Source organism: Pseudomonas rhodesiae (genome assembly GCF_007858255.1).
Classification (GTDB): Bacteria; Pseudomonadota; Gammaproteobacteria; order Pseudomonadales; family Pseudomonadaceae; genus Aquipseudomonas; species Aquipseudomonas rhodesiae.
In genome coordinates this window covers 1-19,455 of sequence record NZ_VFEU01000032.1, presented here as the reverse complement: position 1 = coordinate 19,455, position 19,455 = coordinate 1, and the positions used below count along the sequence as shown (strand labels likewise).

Below are 19,455 nucleotides of genomic sequence, written 5' to 3'. Positions count from 1 at the left end.
TATGTCTGTCGTCAAATGCCTTAAAGCCTCCGCGACCCTGGCCTTGGGCCTTGTCGCCGTCGCCCTGTGCATGCAGCTGTGGCGTGCCTATGTGTTGGCGCCCTGGACCCGCGATGGGCGGGTCAGCGCTCAAGTTATTCGCATAGCCCCAGAGGTGTCCGGCCAGGTCGAACACCTGGCGGTGGCTGATAATCAATGGGTGTCCAAAGGCGATCTGCTCTACCGCATCGACCAGCGCGACTATTTGCTGGCCCAGCGCCAACGGGCGGCGGAGCTGGCCGAAGCGCAAAGTGTGTTTGAGCAACGCAACGAACAATTCAAACGTCGCACTCGCCTTGGGGACGCCATTGCCCGCGAGGAAATCGACAATGCCGCTCGCGCCCTGAACGTCGCCAAGGCTCGCCTCGATGCCGCGCAGGGCCAATTGGCCAGAGCGCGGCTGGACCTGGAGCGCACGACCCTGCGTTCCCCCGTAGACGGCTATGTCACTCAACTGCGCTTACAGCCAGGCGATTACGCCGCCCACGGCGATACCAATCTGTTCGTGGTCGATGGCCATAGCTTTTGGGTCACTGGCTATTTCGAAGAGACCAAGCTCTCCAACATCCGCGAAGGCGCGCCCGCAGCCATCAAGTTGATGGGCTTCTCGCCACTGCTCAAGGGACACGTCGCCAGCATCGGCCGCGGGATCGCCGATGGCAATGAACTGCGCAACGACAGCGGGTTACCTCAAGTCAACCCGACGTTCAGCTGGATACGACTGGCCCAGCGCGTGCCTGTACGCATCGAACTGGATAACGTTCCGGCCGGGGTCGAACTGGCGGCGGGGATGACGGCGAGCGTTGAGATTGTCGATGCGCAGTCGCCGTCGCACTGGAGGTTCACCCACTGGCTGCAGGGGTTTATGTGATGGCCGAGTATGTCCGCCGCGCGCTCGCCTCATTACCTCTACCGTGTACGGCCGATACCTTCGCGTATGTGTTGCGCAGCATCATCGCCGCGACCCTTGCGCTCTGGCTGGGTTTTGAGTTGCAACTGGACTCGCCTTTTTCTGCGGCCTCCACCGTGCTCCTGCTGGTGCATCCGGTGCAAGGGGCAGTGGTCGGCAAGGGTTTCAACCGTATGGTTGGAACGCTTGTCGGGGTGACTGCGGCCTTTATCCTGCTGGGCATGTTCGCTCAGCAAATGCTGCTGTTCATCTTCGGCGTCGGCCTGTGGCTCGGCTTATGTGTGGCGGCAATGACGCTGCTGCGGCATTACCAGGCAACTGCGGCGGTAGTCGCCGGCTACACCGTGTGCCTGGCGTTGGGCCCCGCCATTGTCGCCCCCGAGCAAGGCTTCGATCACATCGTGACCCGAGGCACCGCCGTGGTGGTCGGCGTGTTCAGCCTCAGCCTTATTGCCACGCTGGGCAGTCGTAAAACCATTGATCACAAGCTGCTGAACGCGCTGGTCGACGTGTCTGCCCGCGCTGCACACCAGTTGGCTGATCGGTTCACCAACGAAGAAACACCCGAGCTGGCCGCGCGGCGCGCGCAGCTGTCGATGGACATCGGCAAAGTGGATGAGCTTCTCGGCATCGGCTGGGGTGAGTCCGTGCTTATCCGTACGCGCCTGCCCGTGATTCAAACCGGTCTCGCTCAGTTGCAGTCGGCCGTTATGGATATACGCCTGGACGATCACGATGCCCCGGGTTGGTTGTTGAACCGGATCAGTAAACCGCTTCGGCACCTGGGCGAGGCTTTAGCCGATCGTACCGTCGACTTCACTACGGCGGCGGATCGGGTGAAACAAGCAATGAACGCGCTTGAGAACGAGGAAACGGTTGGCGGCCTTCGCGCAGCCTCTGCCCTCACGGCGTTAGGGGTGGAGCGCTTGCGCGAGCAGCTTGCGGATCTGCATGCCGCCCTGCACAGCTTCTCCAGCCTTGAGCGCGACACCCAAGCGCGCCAAACGGTGAAGGGGTTTCATCGCAACTATCAGGACGCCGCTCGCAACGGTCTGCGTGCCTTGGGTGCCACCCTGGTCGCCGGTGCCGTGTGGTACCTGAGCGGCTGGAATCAAGGCCCCACCCTGCTGGCGGTGCTGGGGCCCTGCTGCACGCTATCGGCTGCGGCGCCCGACCCGGTGCAAGGCATCATCGGTTTTATCAAAGGGACCTTTTACGCCACGCTGGCCGCACTGGTGTGCAAATTTTTACTGATGCCGGCGATCAATGGCTTTCCACTGCTTGTAGTGATGCTGGCGGTGTTCTGGTCATTCGGCATTCACGCCACCACCCGACCTCGTCAAGCCCTCATCGGGATCGCCTACCTGATTGCGTTCAACACGCTGGTCAGCACCGGCGCGACCGCTCATTACGACTTCGCCGACTTCGTCAACCAAGCGCTCGCCTGGTTTGTCGCGATGGGCATCTGTCTTCTGGCGTTCAACATTGTTCCGAAAAAGCCCCAGCACACCGTGCAGGCACTCAAGCGCTCGCTGCTACATGCAACGCGCCGGCTTCTGCATCGAGCAGACACGCTCAATCATCGCCGGTGGCAAGCGCAACAGCAGCACCGCATCGTCGCCTTGAAAAGCCTGTTGGGCGCCCACCGTCAGGGGGATTACGAGGCTGGCTATCTATCGCTCCAACTCAGCCGCGAACTGGCACGACTCCAACACCACACACGTCGCCTGCCCCCCGGCTCGCCGATTGCCCGCTGCGCAGCCACGGCCAATAGAAGGCTGACCCGTTCGACGCACCACACCGCCATCGGCGCCGCACAAGCACGCAGAGCAGCCAAGTCCATGCAGCGGCTGGGCGCCGAGCAGTGGGCGGCGCGTTACCGAAACCTGGCCTGGCTGCTGGAGCGATACGAAAACGCAACGACGGCCATCACCTGAAGGTCGGCCGCTTTCGCGGTATTGCCGACTGCTTATTCCCACTCACGAAGGTACTTGCAGAATGAACACGTTAATCAAGTGGATCGCGCTCGCTTCAATCATCACCCTGCCAGTGTTCGCCCACGCCGAGGGCGGCGCGGACGCCTTGACGCGCTGGCATGAGCAGAACAGAACGACCCAGCAAAAAGCCCCCAAACCACCCCACGGCCACCCGCCGCATCAGTCCACGGCTGTGCCACAGCCCTGAACCCAGCCCCCATGGACCGGGCGGCGACATCAAGCGGGCAAGCCCTCAGCGACACCGCAGACGTAAGACCCTGCCCTGATTTGCCCCTTCACCGCCCTGCAACTGGACGCCCCCCGGCCAGATGAGTATCATGGCGCCCGCATTGCATCCGTAGCTCAGCTGGATAGAGTACTGCCCTCCGAAGGCAGGGGTCGTGGGTTCGAATCCCGCCGGGTGCACCAGATACTAGTTTCTGGTTGTCTCAGACAGTCCACGAAACACCCCAAGAAGCCCGCCCTGTGCGGGCTTTCTTGTTTCTAGCTATCCATCCCTGTCTACCCCTATAACTTCCCGCCGTGTATGCCCACGTGTATGCTTTCAGATTCCTATAACTGGAGGCATACAGGAAGTGAAGCGCTCTGAAATCAAACGTCGCCCCTTAGCAGACACCACGCTCGCAGGCCTGGAGCCTGAGCACGCTACTTATCGCGAGCAGGACGGGAATGGTCTGTACTTCCGGGTAAAACCTAACGGGCAAAAATCGTGGGAGCTGCGATACAAAAAGCCAGACGGCAAATGGTCTTGGCTGGGCCTCGGCGGCTACCCGGAAATCAGCGGCTCATTGGCGAGGCAGAAAGCAGCTCAACTGCGGGAAGACGCATCGACCGGCAAAAATCCATTGGTGAGCAAGCAAGCTCGGAAGGTTGCAGACCAGGTTGCTGCCAACAACACCTTTGAAGCGTTAGGCCGCGAGTGGTTTGAGGCCAGACGCACAAGCTGGGAATCAGGTACATCTCGACGAGTGCTTGGCGCACTTGAGCTTCACGTGTTCCCCGTCTTCGGCAAACGCGTGTACACAGAAATATTGCCCCTGGAATGGATGGAGTTTCTACGCGGCATGGAGCAGAAGGGGATCATTGAACAAATGGGCCGAGTTCGTGCCTTTTGCAAAGAGATCTATGACCTGGCACGCGTAACAGGACGAGCCGTCCACAACCCTCTTGAAGGTCTCAGCAAATTCCTGCAATCACGTAGCGCTGAAAACTATGCACACGTTTCGATTGAAGAACTGCCTGCGCTACTTCGAGCGATCAACTCCTACCCTCACGCGAAGGACGTTCGTATTGGGCTTCGCTTGCTTTCCTTATTAGCATCGCGCCCGAGCGAGATCCGCGAAGCACGCTGGTCAGAAATCGACCTCTCCAAAAAGCTATGGACGATCCCAGCCGAGCGAATGAAACGTCGTCGCGAACATGTGGTGCCTCTCTCTCGACAGGCAATTGAAGCGCTCACTGAGTTACGAACACTGACAGGTGCGTACCCTCTCCTATTTCCAGGCAGGAAAGACAGGACAATCCCCCGTAGCAATACAGTCTTTCTAATGGCGCTCCGCAGACTGGGATATGCCGGTCGGCAAACAGGTCACGGCTTTCGTCACATCGCGAGCACCATACTCAATGAGCAGGGTTTCGATGAGAATCACATTGAGGCCCAGCTCTCTCATGCAAAGGAGGGTATTGCCGGGGTATATAACAAAGCGGTGTACCTGCCTCAGCGTAGAGTGATGATGCAGTGGTACGCCGATCACCTTGATGCCCTAGTGAGTGGAAACGTGGTGCAGGGCCAATTTGGAAAGGCAGTATGAGAGCACATACCCAGCCCCCCTCCAAAACCGGTGTAACTGGTGTTACTCGTGTAACGCCCATGGTCAAACGCCCGGTTTCATTGGCCTCCACGCCTGTTACACAGTTGAGCGACATAGTGTACATCCGATGTAACGCTACCCCTGCGTGTAACGCGCAAGTCAGCGCCCAGGTGCTGCGGGCAGACGTTTTCGCCCGAGCCTGCCAAGAGACTCTCGCTGGTTCCGCCCTTCAAGCGCAGGGCGTGGGACTTTCGGTTACACGGCGGATGAGACCTGGTAATGACTGATCACCAAGTCATATTGCATTCGGCGCTAGGCAGCGGCCTGCTCAAATCTCTCTCAGAACAACCGCTCTATGATCTCTGCCGTGTACAGGTCGCTGACGCCTGCTACCTGATCGACCAGTGCTGGCTGCGCATTCATCGCGACGATATCAATAAAGATCTCGCCGGCATGAAAGATCTCGGCAGTATGTGCATTCAGACGATGATTCATGAGGAGAGCATTTTTCAATATGCCTCCACCGACACCACGGCACGCCTGGCGCATTGGGTACGAATGTACAGCGGTTATTACTCAGTGTCGGAGCGCGATGCTCATGCGGGCTACATCATGGCATGTGCCGTAAAAGCGTTAGGGGCACTAGCCAGTTGGATGCAAATAGCCGATCAAGAGGCTTGGTATCATGTCTCTGAACCTCCTACTGACTGGCCCAAAGATCTGTATTGCCAATTCGTAGCGATGCAGGTCGACCCGGACAAGTACATCGAAGTGCTCGATCAGTACACCCTCTCCCTGGAACCGATCACGTCCCTACTCTGCCTAAACAACGATGAACTGAGATCCATCGCCGTGCGAGCGATTGATACCGTCGCCCGCAAAAAGGGCGGCATCATCAGCGGGATGGAACGCAACGATGAGATTAGCCTTCGAGATGCCGCGATAGTTAAACAGGGACGTCACTACCGCGCAGCGGGGATGTCCAAACGCAACGTTGCAACGAAGGTACATGCCTGGCTACAGCGTGAGGTCGCCAAACCTCCAAAACAACGGCCTGATTGGATTGCACTTGAAACCGAAAAACCCCTAACTCGCAAAAGCGTTGAGACCATTCTCAAACGCAACTTGGTGCTGTAGCTAAAATTTCAATCGGATTTCAATTGGAAGTGAACTGCTCACCACCGACCTGCACCTAGATCATTGCTCTCAGTCCTAACCAGTCGAGAGCAAGACCTATGAAAGCCCCTACCACTGAAATTCCCCGCTTTAACCCAACCACTCCAAGCCCAATGTTTGACGCATCGTCGACATTGATCCGTATGCCCGAGGTCGAGCGGATCGTGGGCATGAAGCGCTCCACCATCTACAAACTCATGCAGCGCACAGATAGCGGCTTTCCCCTGCCCGTCAAATTGAGCGACAGCAACGCTCGCGGCGCGCCCGTAGCTTGGGTTTTATCTGAAATCCAAACATGGGCACGAAGCCGCATAGAGGCTCGCAACCAGGTGGCAGCATGAAAAATCGTGTCGCCAACAAGGCCATTTTGCAGCCCTTTTCTGTACTCAGAACAGTCGGATTCTCAACACGCGGTATTCAGCGTTTTGAACGTTACCGCACAGAGCAAAAACGCCTGAATCGGGACGTGATAGTGATGCGATGGAGAGATGGCATCTGGTGCGCATTGTCAGTTCCCTGCCAATCCCCGCAAGCAATCATCGTCGACGAAGGCCAACAAATTGATGCCTACGAGGATGCGCGCGCGTGCCTCGAAAGCGACCTGTTGCCTTTTGTCTCCCTGCGCTGGGACATCCATGCCTGAAACGAAAACGCCCCCGGCGGCAACCGGAGGCGTTGAGGTAAATCTACATGCCTGATCAATTTATGCCGCCTCGAAAAAATCCGCAAGTGATCTGCACAGTTGCACTTTCAAAAAACGGACGCTACTCTCTGGCCGTCGCTGCAAATTCAGCGACCGGGTTTGGCGACCCGAGTTACTTGGCGCACAGGCGCCCCATCCGACAGCAGGCGCTTTTTTTGTGCCTGCCGTTTCGTGTTATGGCAGCTGTGCGTGGGAGACCTTCGGGTCTGCCGGGTTCCAAGTTCCCGGTTCGCCAACCTGCGCACAGCTGCCACCCTAATTCGTTTGGCGACGATCAGTGGCAGCTCCATCTTCAAACTTGGAGTGTCACCTATGCCTGCCCTCAATCCGTCCAAAATTCGCGCCGCTGCTCATCGAGCTATGGCTCTCGCCGCTATACACGCCAACTCCAGCCTCGCCACACGTCTGACCCGTTACAACGCCCATATGTCCATGGCTCGCGCCCTGGAAGCCGCAGGGGGTGCCCAATGAGCATGCTCCCAGGCTTCGCACTGCCCGAGGATCTGCTCTGTGTCAGTGAGGACGCTGAAGCCGGTCTGCCTATTGATGCCATCACCTGTGCGCTCGACCGTGCCAATTCAGTTCTCATGCTGTTGGAAGATCACTTAGACGGCGATAAACCCCTGCTGTCCAACCGCGTGCTGTCGTCTGTTATTTGGGACGTGCGCGGCACCTTGGGTTTGATCAAAACACTCACCATGTACGGTGATGCCTCTTCTGTGCCGATGGGCCAGAAAGGCGGTCCGCTATGACCCACTCAAGCACGCTTGGACGGTCCGAGTTTTCCCCTGCCAACGGTAACGGCCAAAACCTGTTTCGGGTGAATGCCGGTATCCCGCTAGAGGACGCACTTGAAGCCGTCTCCCAGATTCTGCACCACGCTAATCAACTGATCCTCGACGCCGCCATCAGCGATGCGGGCGAGCGTTTTAGTTGGCCTGCATTCTACCTCGGCGAGATGGCCAAAGCGCTGATCGACGACGTGAACGAGGCGTTGCTTGAGTCGAGGATCGCACCATGACTCAGCGCACCGGCAACACCTCAAAACGCCCGAGCTTTGCCGACGTAAAAAGTGCCGCACTGAAGAACATCGACCGTGTACTTGCTCACTGGCTGCCGAACGGCAAACGCGTTGATGGCGGCAAGGAATACACCGCACCTAATCCGACGCGTACAGACAAGCGCGCTGGCTCGCTCAAGGTCAATTTGAGCAAAGGCACCTGGGCGGATTTTGCCACTGGCGATAAGGGCGGCGACCTGATCGACCTGGTGCGTTACATCGACGGCGGCACGGACGTTGAGGCCTGCAAAAAGCTGGCGGATCTGCTCAGTGTTTCCGCTGGCTCTGCGACAACCAAAAGCGCACCGGCCAAGAGCGCAACGCCGGAGTGGATCGCGATTCAACCGATCCCGGCCGAGGCCATGAACAAGTGCCCAGCCAAACACCGGCAACACGGAGTTCCGTCCAAGGTGTGGATCTATCGCGATGCACAGAGTCAACCGGTCATGGCGCTGTATCGCTTCGACTTGGGCCCAGATGTAGACGGCAAACCGCGAAAGGTTTTTGCGCCGTTGACCTGGTGCAAACGTTCCGATGGGCAAACCACACAATGGCGCTGGCAAGGGTTGCCGGAACCTAGGCCTTTGCTGCGCCTGGATGAGCTGGCACAGCGGGCCGATGCGCCTGTGGTGCTATGTGAAGGCGAGAAGGCTGCTGATGCCGCCGCTGAACTGATGCCCGACCATGTAGCCACGTGCTGGCCGAACGGCTCCAACTCTTGGCACAAGGCCGACCTGACGCCACTCGAAGGGCGCACGGTGGTGCTATGGCCGGATAACGATGCCAGCGGCAAGACCTGCATGGACGCCATCGAGCTCAAGTTGATTGAGCTGGGCTCCGCTTCAGTGCAACGAATCTCGCTCGACATGTTCAAGCTCAAGCCCAGCAGCAAAGGCGGCAAGCCGACACTCGTCAAAGGTGGAAAATGGGCAGACGGCGACGATGCAGCGGACGCATTAGCCAAAGGCTGGACCGCTGCCCACGTCGCCGAGCTGGTGCGCAGCGGTGAGTTTTTCGGCACTGTTGCTGAGCCCACGGAGCCTCAAAAACCGAAGGCTAAGGCACCCGCCAAACGACCTGCGAAATCGAAAAATGATCTGTTGCCGGGCGGCTTTCGGCTGACTCCTGACGGGGTGTTTTATTCCGGCGATGATGGCGAGGCGCGCCCCGTCTGTTCGCCTCTGGAAATCATCGCTCGCACTCGAGACGACAAGGGCCACAACTGGGGCTTGTTGGTTGAGTTCGATGACCCGGACGGCGCTAAAAAACGTTGGAACATTCCGGCCCGAACCATGACCGGCGACTTCGGCAAAGATGTACTCGGCCCGCTGGTAGACATGGGTCTGCGCCTTGCCGGAAGCCGATCAGGGCGCAACGCACGCAATGACCTACAAAGCTATCTCGGCGGCTTCGACAGTGCCCAGCGCGCCCGCTTGGTGACGCGTTTGGGCTGGCACGACAACGCCTTCCTTTTGCCCGAACAACAGATCGGCTCGCACGCCGAGCACCTGCATTTTTATGAGGCCGGTGCGCAGCTGCCTCCGATCAGCGAGGCGGGCTCTCTGGAGCAATGGCAACAGCAAATCGGTGCACTGTGCGTTGGTAATCACCGCTTGGCGTTTGTCGTCTCTGTGGCCTTTGCGGGGCCTCTGCTGAACATGCTTGGGCATGAGTCGGGCGGCTTCCACCTCTACGGCGACAGTTCCGGAGGTAAGACCACCCACCTGCAAGTTGCTGCATCGGTTTATGGCGGGCCGCGTTTGGTGCGTTCGTGGCGCTCGACAGATAATGCCCTGGAGTCCATCGCCGCTGCACACTCAGACGGTCTCCTGGTGCTGGATGAAATCGGCATGTGCGACCCGCGCATTATTGGCGAGACGGTCTACATGCTCGGCAACGGCACCGGTAAGGCCCGAGCGAATGATCGAGGACAAGCGGGCCGACAGGTGCAGGAGTGGCGCTTGCTGTTTCTCTCGACAGGAGAGAAGACGTTGGCGCAGCACATGGCGGATACAAACAAGGAGCTGAAAGCCGGTATGGAGGTGCGCATGCTCGCCGTGCCTGCGGATGCCAGTAAAGGCCTCGGCATGTTCGATGTGCTGAACGGTTTTGAGGACGCTGCCGCCCTCTCCGATGCGCTCAAGGCCCGTGTCGCCAAATACTACGGCACACCGCTTACCGCCTTCCTGCATGCACTGTGTGCTCCTGGGGAAATGCTCAGATGGACGGTGATCGTTCGCCGCACGGTGGAACAGTTCATCACCCAAAATCTGCCCGCCTCGGCCAGTGGTCAAGCCCAGCGTGCTGCCCTTCGCTTCGGCCTCGCCGCAGCGGCCGGAGAGTTAGCCACCGCCTTCGGAGTCACCGGCTGGCCGGACGGCACAGCCACGACCGCTGCACGTGTGTGTCTGCATGCGTGGCTAGCCGAGCGTGGCGGCGCCGGAAATTTCGAGGCCGATGCAATATTGGCGCGACTGAGACAAGTCATCGAGCGCTTTGGAGAAAGCCGCTTTACCCGCTGGGAATCTGCCGCCGCCAAGATCGATGAACACGGCCCACGCACGATTGATCGGCTGGGCTTTCGCAAGACGATGGAACACGGCATGGGCGATGCCCTGCACACCACCAACACCTACTACGTGCTGCCGGAAGCATGGCGCTCCGAAATCTTCCGAGGCATGAACCTGAGTGCGGTTAACAAAGAGCTCCTGCGACGAGGCGTTTTAGAGCCTGGAAAGGATGGCAAAGCCTCGACTGCGGTGCGACTACCGGGACTGGGCTTGCAGCGCTGCTATGTGGTTGTGGCAGTGCCTGAACAAGGTGATCACAGCGCCCAGGCGGCCTAACAACGGTCCCGCCACGAGGAATGCAGGCTCACCTTGGCCTGGCCCGCCAGCGGAAAAAATCAATCAACCCCTCGCATTTAGGAACTCAACATGAACCAGCTAAAACAGCAACAAGCGGCCTTGATTCAAGAACTGGAAACATTGGAAGAAGGCTTGCCACAACTGGAGGCCGAGTGGCGCAATGCACCCAGCGGATTCAGTGCGAATGGCAACGTAATTGGAAGCCCTGAAAGCCGCGAGGCTATGGAAAAATTATCAAGCGTCAAAGCCCGCATAGATGCGATTCCTGGTGAGCTGGCATCAATTGATCGCAAGCTTCAACACCTGGAGAGGCTGGAAAAAATTGGTCAGATCAAAGCTGACGCTATTCAAGCGATGACCGATGCAATCGCTGAGGTCGAAGCGCTGGAACGGAAAAAATCGCACCTGAGCGAGCGATTTCAGACAATTCAATCAGAAGCCGATCAAGCCCTGGAAAAGGCGCAACAAGCCGAGCGCGACGCTGCAACGTCCTACGCCAAATGCCTCGCAAGCGGTGATGCCGAAGGGGAAAAATCAGCAAGCGGCGAAATGCAAAAGGCGGCTAAACAACTGGCAACAACAGACGAGCAGGTCAGAAGGCAAGACCTGATCCTCGGTGCTCTCCAAGTCGAGCTTGATACCCTTGAAGCTCAAATCACGAATGCCCGCCAACGTGGAGATGAAGCCAAGACAGCCGCATTGAGCGCGGTTGGATTTGCATTGGATGAGGAGTGGAACGCGGTGACCGAACAACTGCTCGCTGTAGGCGCACGGTTACTTGCCGTCAGCTACCAAAAAGGCGGAATGGGGGAAGGACTGTCTGGGCTTGAGGTGCCTCGCTTCGGCCCCTTCCATTCGAGACTTGAACGCTCCGATTTCGCAGCGGCGGCTCGCAATATCTCCTTGGAACAACTACTCGCCGCTTGACCCTGAAACAGCCCGCATTCGCGGGCTGTTTATCTCTTTCAATTGCGAGACCTAATTAAAGACACTCAATCTTCGGGAGTCTTCCATGGGTGAACAGCAATTGATGGGAGTTCTTGGTGCTCAGTCAAAGTTAAACTCACATCAATCCAGTCGTAAAAAGCTGGCGCGGCAAGTAGTCCAAGTGCACCCCTCGGTGCGTTCGGTTGCATATCACTATTATTACGATGGGCACTCGCGCGAGACAGTAGCGGGCCGGCATCGGGAAATTTCCGCCACAACTCACCAAGATTTGTCTCATCAAGCGTCTCTTTGGATTTCGCGACAGTCTGCCAAAATTCATGCTCGTCTTGCGGCCGGTTTTTTATTTTCTCCTTCGAGGTAAATACGTCTTTCGGCAGTGAGATCGAAAGCAGATTAAGCAAATTTGATTGCGTACGCTCCCAATCAATAGATTCGATTAAAGGCAAATAAGACACGAGTTGAAGTGGTGACGGCATTGTTTGAGCGCGAGGTTTACCCTCTAGCATATTATGTGGATCCACGTCAGCGATTACCAACGCCTGATCACTTTTGCTTAAAGCGTCATTTCTATTATTGTAATAAATTCCTTTGGACCAGCCGTGATAAGGGGTTACTTTGGAAAGATAACCCATAGTAGTCTCTTCAGACTTCCAACTTCCCTGCCCTATAAAACAGCTGCCACCAACAAGCGTTTTACCATCTATGCTATTACAAAATACTGTCGTGGTACCTGCCGCCAAGAACCCGGACTGTCCCGCGAACCAATAGTCTGCTGAGCGCGATGTAGCAGCAGGTACGGCAAGAATTGATCTTCGGGCCTCCGCCCCATTACCAGTTATGGAAAGTTTTCCAGATAGGGCTTTAAGATCATTAAAAACCTCATCAATTTCGGCTGGCCGTCCAAACCGACGCCACATTGCCTTAAGATCCTCCGTCATTTGGATATAATTAGCAGGGCTAGATACTAAGAAAGCCTCAGAACATATTAATTCCAATAGATACTTTAGAGGGAGCTTCGCCTCCGTCAAAAGATGAGTAATAACATCAGCTGAAGGCTCGAAACCTACAACACTTTCTAGCTTACCTGCTAGTTCTCCTGGATTAAATAGAGGCTTTAAAGTTAATGCAGACGGACGGAAAAATTCTTCTAGCGCAACCGAACGATATTTTTTATTCCTGGAAAACTCGAGAACATGTCCACGCTCCAAAGCATCGTAATCTTTATTCCCCCCTAACTTCCTCTTCTTTAGCGACGCAAGAAAGACTTTCGAGGTTGACTTGGGTAAAGGCCAAAGTAAAGTGAGGGGTGCCGACAAATGACTCTCATCCTCCCTGCTGCATATATTCATGTACGTCCCAGCCAAGACCGAAACACCCTTATTAATAATATATGTTTTAAGCCAATCCACTGTCTCACGCCTTACCGAGTACTCAGGAAGAACAAGCAAGTCGACCCCAAAGTTTTGACACGTATCAATAACGCGTTTAAGAATCGAGCGGCGACGATGTTCCGACCAACTAGGAAGAGTCTCTAATTTTGTCCACTTGTACGCAGTGTCATGTCTTTCCGCGGCCCTCAGCAATTTTCCATATTTTGAATCAGGACTGGCTTTCAAACTCAGAGAAATGGCCTCATTTACCTTTGAGTTAAAAGGCCAATGAGTAGGGCAAGTCTCGACAAAAGGATGCTGATACGTCAGATCAAAGTCAGCTTGAAGTAAAGCGATACGAACTAAGCCGCTGGGCTTACATGCTTCACCACGCCGAGTCCACTGCTCTGCTTGCTGCTTTCTGAAAGCACTAGCATCACGGCCTAATTCTTGCGGTATCAAATTCTCCAAGGGAGCATTCGCATTGTCCGCAGGATCAGGTTTTAAATCTGAGGCTAAACCTTCAATCAATCCATCTACTACAACTTCCTCACCGCCAAGACCATCAGAATTCGAAGAAGATGTTTGCGGCGATGAAAAATCAGATGACGAGTCACTAATGATGGGCTCAACTACTACATACTCAACAACTCCAACATCACTTTTATTTAAGTTTGATGTGGAACTACTCCCATCTAATTCCTCTATCACCTCGACCTGAAGAGGGGGTTCAACATTCGGTTTAATAATGGCTATTGAAGCAAATGGTTCACCAAGCGCAGAGACCGATAAGAGCCTACCGCTCTCTCGATCAAAAACTTCCGACCAAACTCGTAGAAAGCGGCCATCTTGAGTTATTTCTTCGATGTGTTTAGAGAACTTAGGGAATTGAGAAATCATCCACGGAGTAACATCCCTAACGCCATTTCTTGAGTCGGTAAAGCGCTTAGTCTGAGGATTGTAGCCATAAGACTTTTCAATAACTACTATAGACTCAAAACCGAGCTCTTCGTCTAAATTTTTAATTAGCAAAATGACTGACTCTAATAACTCCAGACTGAGCAATTCCAGGCAATGGTCACTCAGCACTTCAAACGGCCACTCCAGAAGCGACTCCGCCTCGTCATCATGATAGTCAATTGAAGCTAGCGCTTTAGCAGTAGTTTTTAGTTGCTCATATAGTGACTCAGATAACCGCTCCAAATTATCTTGAGCCATTCGATGACCAATGTGCTGAACTAGCCTACGACACTGCTCGGTCAATAAAACTCTGCCGTTTGATTGAAACGTATTGCCAGAAGGTATTTTTTCCTCCAAAACATGTGTCAGGGCAGAAGGTATTTCCCAAGCATCTGGAAAATCAAAACTCTCATATCGTTCGAATGCCCCATGGCTTCGTAATGAAGCGATGATCCCTTCAAAAGCGACAGTAACACCTGCGCTCACAACACCCGCACGCAGCGCCTTCCATGAAGGAATTTCAGTAACCGGAGATTCGGTAGAAACAGAAAATAATCGTTTGGCAAAACAGAGTAGACCAAAAAGGTCACGCCTTATGCCAGAACCTGCCTCATCACTTGTTGCAAGCACTTGACTAACCGATAGAGGCAAACGGCTTAGTACTTTGTTTGCTAACGACGCTAAGAATGATGCGACGTCACTGCATTTCCAGCTTTCGCGAAATGCCAAGTACATGCCTGCAGACTCTGCCTCAGCTGCAAGAACATAGAGAATAGGATCGAGAGAACCCTCTACTTGCTCTGGAAACGTTTCTAACAAACGAAGCGAGCGACTTACAGTAGCTGGCAACACCCCATCATCACCTCGTCGTTTACTTATTTGTGAGTCAGCATACGCGCCTCTAAGCTTCCGAAGTTGCGCACGAAGGACGTATCGAGCTGGGCTCGCTAATGCCACAGTGTCGAGCGTCACGTCGGACTCCGCATCGCCAAACTTGGAGACGTCATCGTAAAGTCCTAAATAATCTGAAATAGCAACGCCAACTCTCCACAGACTGGCTTCGTAGATAGGAACTTCAGCCGTACGCAAAGCTCTTCCACCATCACGCACAAATGCTCTGTTACCAAGTTCATCGCGCGATACGCCCTCTGCGACCAGGTAATACATTTGCTTATTTAGATCAGTTGCAATGTATGGCCATGCGGGAACCAGCTCTTTACCTTCGTTATTCTCAGCATAGGAAACCACTACTTGTGCAACGGACCTAAATAACTTTGCAGCAAGCTTCAAGGTCTCTGTTGTCACACTGATATTGACTGGCAAAACACGTTCGCGCAAACTAATATAATTCTCATCCGCCAAGTCGCTTTTTAATCTAGAAAGCGAACCCACTAGTGGCAGAGGCGTCCATTCAGTGCTCATTAGTTGAACAACACCAGCATTATCGGCGCCGATGAAAGCAGGGTTGGTATCTACGGAGGAAAAGTCGAGAGCCTCAATTGCATTCACTAATACCGTTCCATCTTCGCCCGCTTGACTTCCTAGGCATGACAAAAGACGATCAGTTTTAATACCAGGCAGGGGCGGAAGTATGAGTCGATTCACTAAACTAGCGGACGTATCGCTCCATATGAGATGATTACGTCGACTTAAACATATTGGGAGTCTCTCTTTCGGAACAATACTAACAATAGTTTGCAAAGCAATATTTATTGCCGACGACTGACTTGCATTGTTCAGAAGCCTAGAATGCATAACGCTTCCCGGTAGCATCGCAATAAACACATCGGCAGAGAAACCTGAAATTGTGCCCTTACGCAAATGATCTTCAGTCGAAGCAACAAAAGGAATCAGTGGATCTTCTTCTGATTGTGCCGCATCTGAGAGCAATGCAACAGCTTCGTGCATCCACTCAAATGGCTGCCAGACTTGTACTAACTTAGAACGCTCAACATGCAAATGAGCTTCCGAGCGCTTATGCTTACCCAAAAGCCGGGCAGCTTTCCAACGGACGAGTTCCAATCGCACATCCAGTTGATGCTGAGGGCCTGGGGTTGAATTAAAAACATAAACTTCAAAGTCCTTAGTTAAAACTAAATCAGCAAGCCACGCAATACGGCATCTTCTTAAAGCATTCTCTTCAGCGGAAAGCTCAGCAACATCGCGCGCTTGCTTATCAATTAAATGCTCCAAACCTTCCAAAGAAAATAATACAGGTGATTCCCATTCATTACTCTCAGGTCGAAGGCTCCAAGCTGCATCGTAAACACAACTATCCCAAGTATCTAAATACTGCGATAGAACATCAGGAGCCCTAACGCTCGTATCAAGGTGCTCTACAGCAATTGAGTACCAGATTAATCTTGAAGCTTTAGGAAGTTCAGACGCACGAAGATCCGATGCCTGAAACGCTGTTTTGACAGTTTGAATCAGCGTTGACTTAGAAGCTTTGTACAGTTCTACGTTATGAAGTAAGTGCAGTGCTGACTGACGATCAGTAGCCGGGGCGGCCGACCAAAAATCCCAGCCCGACTCACCGTCACCGACTAAAGGCGGCTCCCATGCTGGTCCGTAGGCAGCTAAAGCCCTACCTTCATTAATATAAGATGCGAAGTCCTCAGCGCTCATCGCAGGAATCTCTTCAGCCTTTGCAAGGAGCGTGAGTTCAAGTTTACGAGCACATCGATCTACAGCCTCCCTTAAGTTAGCCAGCGTCTCCGGATCACCTGCGAGAAGTACGATATCATCTACATATCTAGCATAACCTACACGAGTAGAGTCAGTATTAACAGATGACATGAAGCGAAATGCTTCCTCATCGACAGGAAATAAAGCTACTGAACCAATCCAGGCCGATAGTACAGGCCCCTGCGGAATACCCATTAAAGGATCGGTTTCTTCCAAAACACCTGTATCGGGCCTTGTGTAATTTACACCAAATAGATGTTCATCAAGCCTATCAAGAACAAATGCTGCTTTGGAAGCAGCAGTTGGTTCTGGCATATCAAAATTAATTAGCTTTGCGAAATCTGGAGTATTATCAGAGACTGAGGCTATTGCTGATTGAAGCGGTGCTAACAATCGGTCGCGAACGACATATCGCCGAAGACGATCGTAGTATCGTTTTACATCTAATCTTATAGAGTAAACATATCCAATTTCTGTAGCTTGCTTGGTCAAGGATGCCATAAAATCGCGCCAGCACTCGGCATATGGTCGATACATACCTTGGTCGGTGGCGGGCTGACGTCCCTCAAGAACATCCATGTCGATCTGATAAGCAAAACTTAGGGTTTGTGACGTTAATGCCTCGCCGTCTCCACCGCCTTTAACATCGAAGCCAGTGGTAATTGTCCTGCGGCCTTCTCGATAGTAGCGAACAGCAGGTATTCTCATGCTAAACGGAGTATCCGTGAAACCTTCATGATCCCAACGCTCAGTGAGAATTTCATTCAACACATATTGTTGAATTATCAAGTCCTCAGGGAGAGGCATAATTTTTAATCTATATTCTGCCCCACCAAAAGACCTAGGCACCCAAACCGCATTGTAAGGACCGATAGGACCGCTAGTTGTAGCGCTTTTCAAACGATCGATTAACAACGTGTTAAACGCGGTTGCGGCAATATCTAATCGTTCCCATCGAGGCTCATCACACGGAAGTTCACCCCGTCTAGACCCCATATATGCAAGTATGCGAGAGTGATTAAGACGTGCACCTGAGTCGTTAAGGAAATCTTCAGAGTAAGACTTATAAATTTCAGAAGCAGACTCACTTATGAAGCTCAGCCACTCTGTAAACGCGGGAATCCGAACTGATGAGTCATTTTCTAAAAGAGATCTCTGCAGAAACTCTCTGGCGTCTGCCCCAATGGACTTTTCGATCAGATTAAGCGCCTGGCTGAAAGCTCTAAACCTACGAGTTCGTGGGGCGGAAGCCCACACACTTGCAACTAACACGTCCTCAGCAGTGACACTAAAGGAATTTGCAAGAATGGAAAGTTGGGGAGGATATGTTGCATTCTGTAGAAATGTTACTATCGACTCAACTGCTCTAAGCTCCAGATAGTCGTTTGGGTCTTTTCTATCTCCGATGCTAACGCCAATCTCAGTAAGCTGCAGATCTGTCGGCCATAAGAAGGCACACTCAACAGGGGCATTCAGAAGTTTCAGGCAAGCATCTGCTGCGCCTCGCAATCCAGCCTCATCTCTATCAAAACTAACTACGACTGTTAAACTCGCAGTTTTTGGCAACGAATGGCTTAAGGATTGAAGTAGTCCAACCTGGGCTTCGCTAATTGAGCTCCCCATAATCGCAACTGCGGGAAACCCAAGGCTTTCAAAGCGAAGCGCATCAAGAAATCCCTCACACAAATAGATTACGAGCTTTTTATTACCTTTCTTCGCCTCACTTCTCACAAGTTTGAATGCAAAATCTGCTCTATATAAAACGGTTGACTTAGGAAACTCACGCGTAAATTGGTACTTTGGTACTGTTGATTCAGAAGAAACTCCCGAAACCCGACCTGCCAAACCTAGCAACTGACCTTTTTCATCATGAATCGGAAATATTACTCGATCAGCGATAAAAAAGTCACTATACCTATTTGTTGATTCACTGCCGGAGTTGAACGGCAAATGCATTTCGGCTGTTACTCCCGGAATCAACTTTCGGATAAGAAACGCGTCCTCTAAATCCCCAGCATATTCACGTTTAACAGATCTATTTTTTTCTGCATCAAGCGTTCGAGATAGGAAGTTTCGCGATGCGTAAATAAACCCGGCACGCTTTATAACTGCAGCATCGAGGCGACGTTCTTTTATCCAAGCATCAAGTGCAGCCTGATCCGATCCCTTTTTGTATAAATTATATCCAAATTGGAGCGCTGAAAGATCGACTTTAGGAGCTACACTATTTTTCTCAGTGACTTTACTTCTCCCACCAGTACGTACAACCGACGCACTAGGGTCTAGCCACTCGACCGCTTGTTTGAAGCCAACGTTCAGCTGTTCCTTAACTAGATCAATACAGTCGCCATTTGCACCACACGAAAAACAATAAAAATGCTGCCTTCCTTTATCCCGCCTAGCGTCGATTAGCAGAGAAGGCGTTTTATCATCATGAAAAGGGCAGAGGGCTTTAAATTGATTAACAGCCGTTTTCTTGAGAGTCATACCTAGACGATTGGCTATATCTTCAATAGAAACGTTTTGAAGCAATTTTTCGTAGTCAATCCTAGGCAATTTCTTTCTCCCTCTTAAATTATCCATAAGAAGTGGATACGTAAGCTATCCACTCGCGGCATTGCTACACAGGAAAACTTCCCAACTTTAGTGCACTGCTCTTAACGTCTTATTTCTCGATGTTTACTGCGTAATTTTCGGCGTGTGTGGACGTCAATAGGGCAAAGGCCTCACAAACAATCATCACTCCCCAAACCGTACGCTTCCCAGCTTCACCCTTGTGATCACAGGCACCTTTCAGCGGTATGCGTCCGGCCAAGTCATCTACCCAACCCCGCAACGCTTGGACATGGTGTGCACTTAATTTAAGTGGGCACCAGTTCTAGCCTTTTAAGCGGGTATGTCATGCAGCCAACACGCCGTTCCTATT

The 19,455-nt window shown here is 53.1% G+C and carries 13 protein-coding genes and 1 tRNA gene; 13 read left to right on the top strand and 1 reads right to left on the bottom strand.

Translation table 11 applies throughout. The annotated features are described in order from the left end of the window. Window position 1: 1 nt before the first annotated feature. From FIV35_RS26245 to FIV35_RS26190, 13 genes are all read left to right on the top strand, one after another. Window positions 2-910, top strand: coding sequence for an efflux RND transporter periplasmic adaptor subunit (locus FIV35_RS26245; protein WP_034136440.1), 909 nt, complete (start codon window positions 2-4; stop codon window positions 908-910). Further along, a complete protein-coding gene (locus FIV35_RS26240; RefSeq protein ID WP_034136439.1) occupies window positions 910-2,886 on the top strand; it encodes an FUSC family protein in 1,977 nt (658 codons plus the stop codon). Before FIV35_RS26245 ends, FIV35_RS26240 begins: the two co-directional genes overlap by 1 nt. Window positions 2,887-2,947: 61 nt before the next feature. Next, on the top strand, window positions 2,948-3,133 hold the full coding sequence (locus FIV35_RS26235) for a hypothetical protein (RefSeq protein WP_034136438.1): 186 nt from the start codon (window positions 2,948-2,950) through the stop codon (window positions 3,131-3,133). A gap of 144 nt (window positions 3,134-3,277) precedes the next feature. After that, a tRNA-Arg gene (locus tag FIV35_RS26230) sits at window positions 3,278-3,354 on the top strand. Between the two features lie 167 nt (window positions 3,355-3,521). Then, window positions 3,522-4,757 (top strand): tyrosine-type recombinase/integrase, encoded by a 1,236-nt coding sequence (locus FIV35_RS26225; RefSeq protein ID WP_034136437.1) that lies wholly within the window; start codon window positions 3,522-3,524, stop codon window positions 4,755-4,757. Window positions 4,758-5,036: 279 nt separating this feature from the next. After that, window positions 5,037-5,894 (top strand): hypothetical protein, encoded by an 858-nt coding sequence (locus FIV35_RS30015; RefSeq protein WP_231980876.1) that lies wholly within the window; start codon window positions 5,037-5,039, stop codon window positions 5,892-5,894. Window positions 5,895-5,992: 98 nt separating this feature from the next. Next, complete coding sequence (locus FIV35_RS26215) at window positions 5,993-6,274, top strand: helix-turn-helix transcriptional regulator (RefSeq protein ID WP_080761374.1); 282 nt, start codon at window positions 5,993-5,995, stop codon at window positions 6,272-6,274. After that, complete coding sequence (locus tag FIV35_RS26210; RefSeq protein WP_034136435.1) at window positions 6,271-6,576, top strand: hypothetical protein; 306 nt, start codon at window positions 6,271-6,273, stop codon at window positions 6,574-6,576. Before FIV35_RS26215 ends, FIV35_RS26210 begins: the two co-directional genes overlap by 4 nt. Window positions 6,577-6,948: 372 nt before the next feature. Further along, window positions 6,949-7,107: a hypothetical protein gene (locus FIV35_RS29720; protein ID WP_170245420.1), complete on the top strand. Its 159-nt coding sequence runs from the start codon at window positions 6,949-6,951 to the stop codon at window positions 7,105-7,107. Continuing rightward, the gene (locus tag FIV35_RS26205; RefSeq protein WP_034136434.1) at window positions 7,104-7,388 is read left to right on the top strand and encodes a hypothetical protein; all 285 of its coding nucleotides are present in this window, start codon (window positions 7,104-7,106) and stop codon (window positions 7,386-7,388) included. The genes FIV35_RS29720 and FIV35_RS26205 overlap by 4 nt, the downstream gene beginning before the upstream one ends. After that, window positions 7,385-7,657, top strand: coding sequence for a DUF3077 domain-containing protein (locus FIV35_RS26200; RefSeq protein ID WP_034136433.1), 273 nt, complete (start codon window positions 7,385-7,387; stop codon window positions 7,655-7,657). Before FIV35_RS26205 ends, FIV35_RS26200 begins: the two co-directional genes overlap by 4 nt. Beyond that, window positions 7,654-10,542: a DUF927 domain-containing protein gene (locus FIV35_RS26195; protein ID WP_034136432.1), complete on the top strand. Its 2,889-nt coding sequence runs from the start codon at window positions 7,654-7,656 to the stop codon at window positions 10,540-10,542. The genes FIV35_RS26200 and FIV35_RS26195 overlap by 4 nt, the downstream gene beginning before the upstream one ends. A gap of 90 nt (window positions 10,543-10,632) precedes the next feature. After that, window positions 10,633-11,490: a hypothetical protein gene (locus FIV35_RS26190; protein WP_034136431.1), complete on the top strand. Its 858-nt coding sequence runs from the start codon at window positions 10,633-10,635 to the stop codon at window positions 11,488-11,490. A gap of 65 nt (window positions 11,491-11,555) precedes the next feature. Here FIV35_RS26190 and FIV35_RS26185 read toward each other — a convergent pair whose 3' ends face one another. Then, the gene (locus FIV35_RS26185) at window positions 11,556-19,085 is read right to left on the bottom strand and encodes a CHC2 zinc finger domain-containing protein (RefSeq protein ID WP_162276704.1); all 7,530 of its coding nucleotides are present in this window, start codon (window positions 19,083-19,085) and stop codon (window positions 11,556-11,558) included. Window positions 19,086-19,455 lie beyond the last annotated feature (370 nt).

Bases quoted from the DNA above. Each gene is read 5' to 3' on its own strand.
- FIV35_RS26205 (WP_034136434.1), top strand. From the start codon at position 7,104: ATGAGCATGCTCCCAGGCTTCGCACTGCCCGAGGATCTGCTCTGTGTC.
- FIV35_RS26195 (WP_034136432.1), top strand. From the start codon at position 7,654: ATGACTCAGCGCACCGGCAACACCTCAAAACGCCCGAGCTTTGCCGAC.
- FIV35_RS26210 (WP_034136435.1), top strand. From the start codon at position 6,271: ATGAAAAATCGTGTCGCCAACAAGGCCATTTTGCAGCCCTTTTCTGTA.
- FIV35_RS26240 (WP_034136439.1), top strand. From the start codon at position 910: ATGGCCGAGTATGTCCGCCGCGCGCTCGCCTCATTACCTCTACCGTGT.
- FIV35_RS26235 (WP_034136438.1), top strand. From the start codon at position 2,948: ATGAACACGTTAATCAAGTGGATCGCGCTCGCTTCAATCATCACCCTG.
- FIV35_RS30015 (WP_231980876.1), top strand. From the start codon at position 5,037: ATGACTGATCACCAAGTCATATTGCATTCGGCGCTAGGCAGCGGCCTG.
- FIV35_RS26200 (WP_034136433.1), top strand. From the start codon at position 7,385: ATGACCCACTCAAGCACGCTTGGACGGTCCGAGTTTTCCCCTGCCAAC.
- FIV35_RS26190 (WP_034136431.1), top strand. From the start codon at position 10,633: ATGAACCAGCTAAAACAGCAACAAGCGGCCTTGATTCAAGAACTGGAA.
- FIV35_RS26245 (WP_034136440.1), top strand. From the start codon at position 2: ATGTCTGTCGTCAAATGCCTTAAAGCCTCCGCGACCCTGGCCTTGGGC.
- FIV35_RS29720 (WP_170245420.1), top strand. From the start codon at position 6,949: ATGCCTGCCCTCAATCCGTCCAAAATTCGCGCCGCTGCTCATCGAGCT.
- FIV35_RS26215 (WP_080761374.1), top strand. From the start codon at position 5,993: ATGAAAGCCCCTACCACTGAAATTCCCCGCTTTAACCCAACCACTCCA.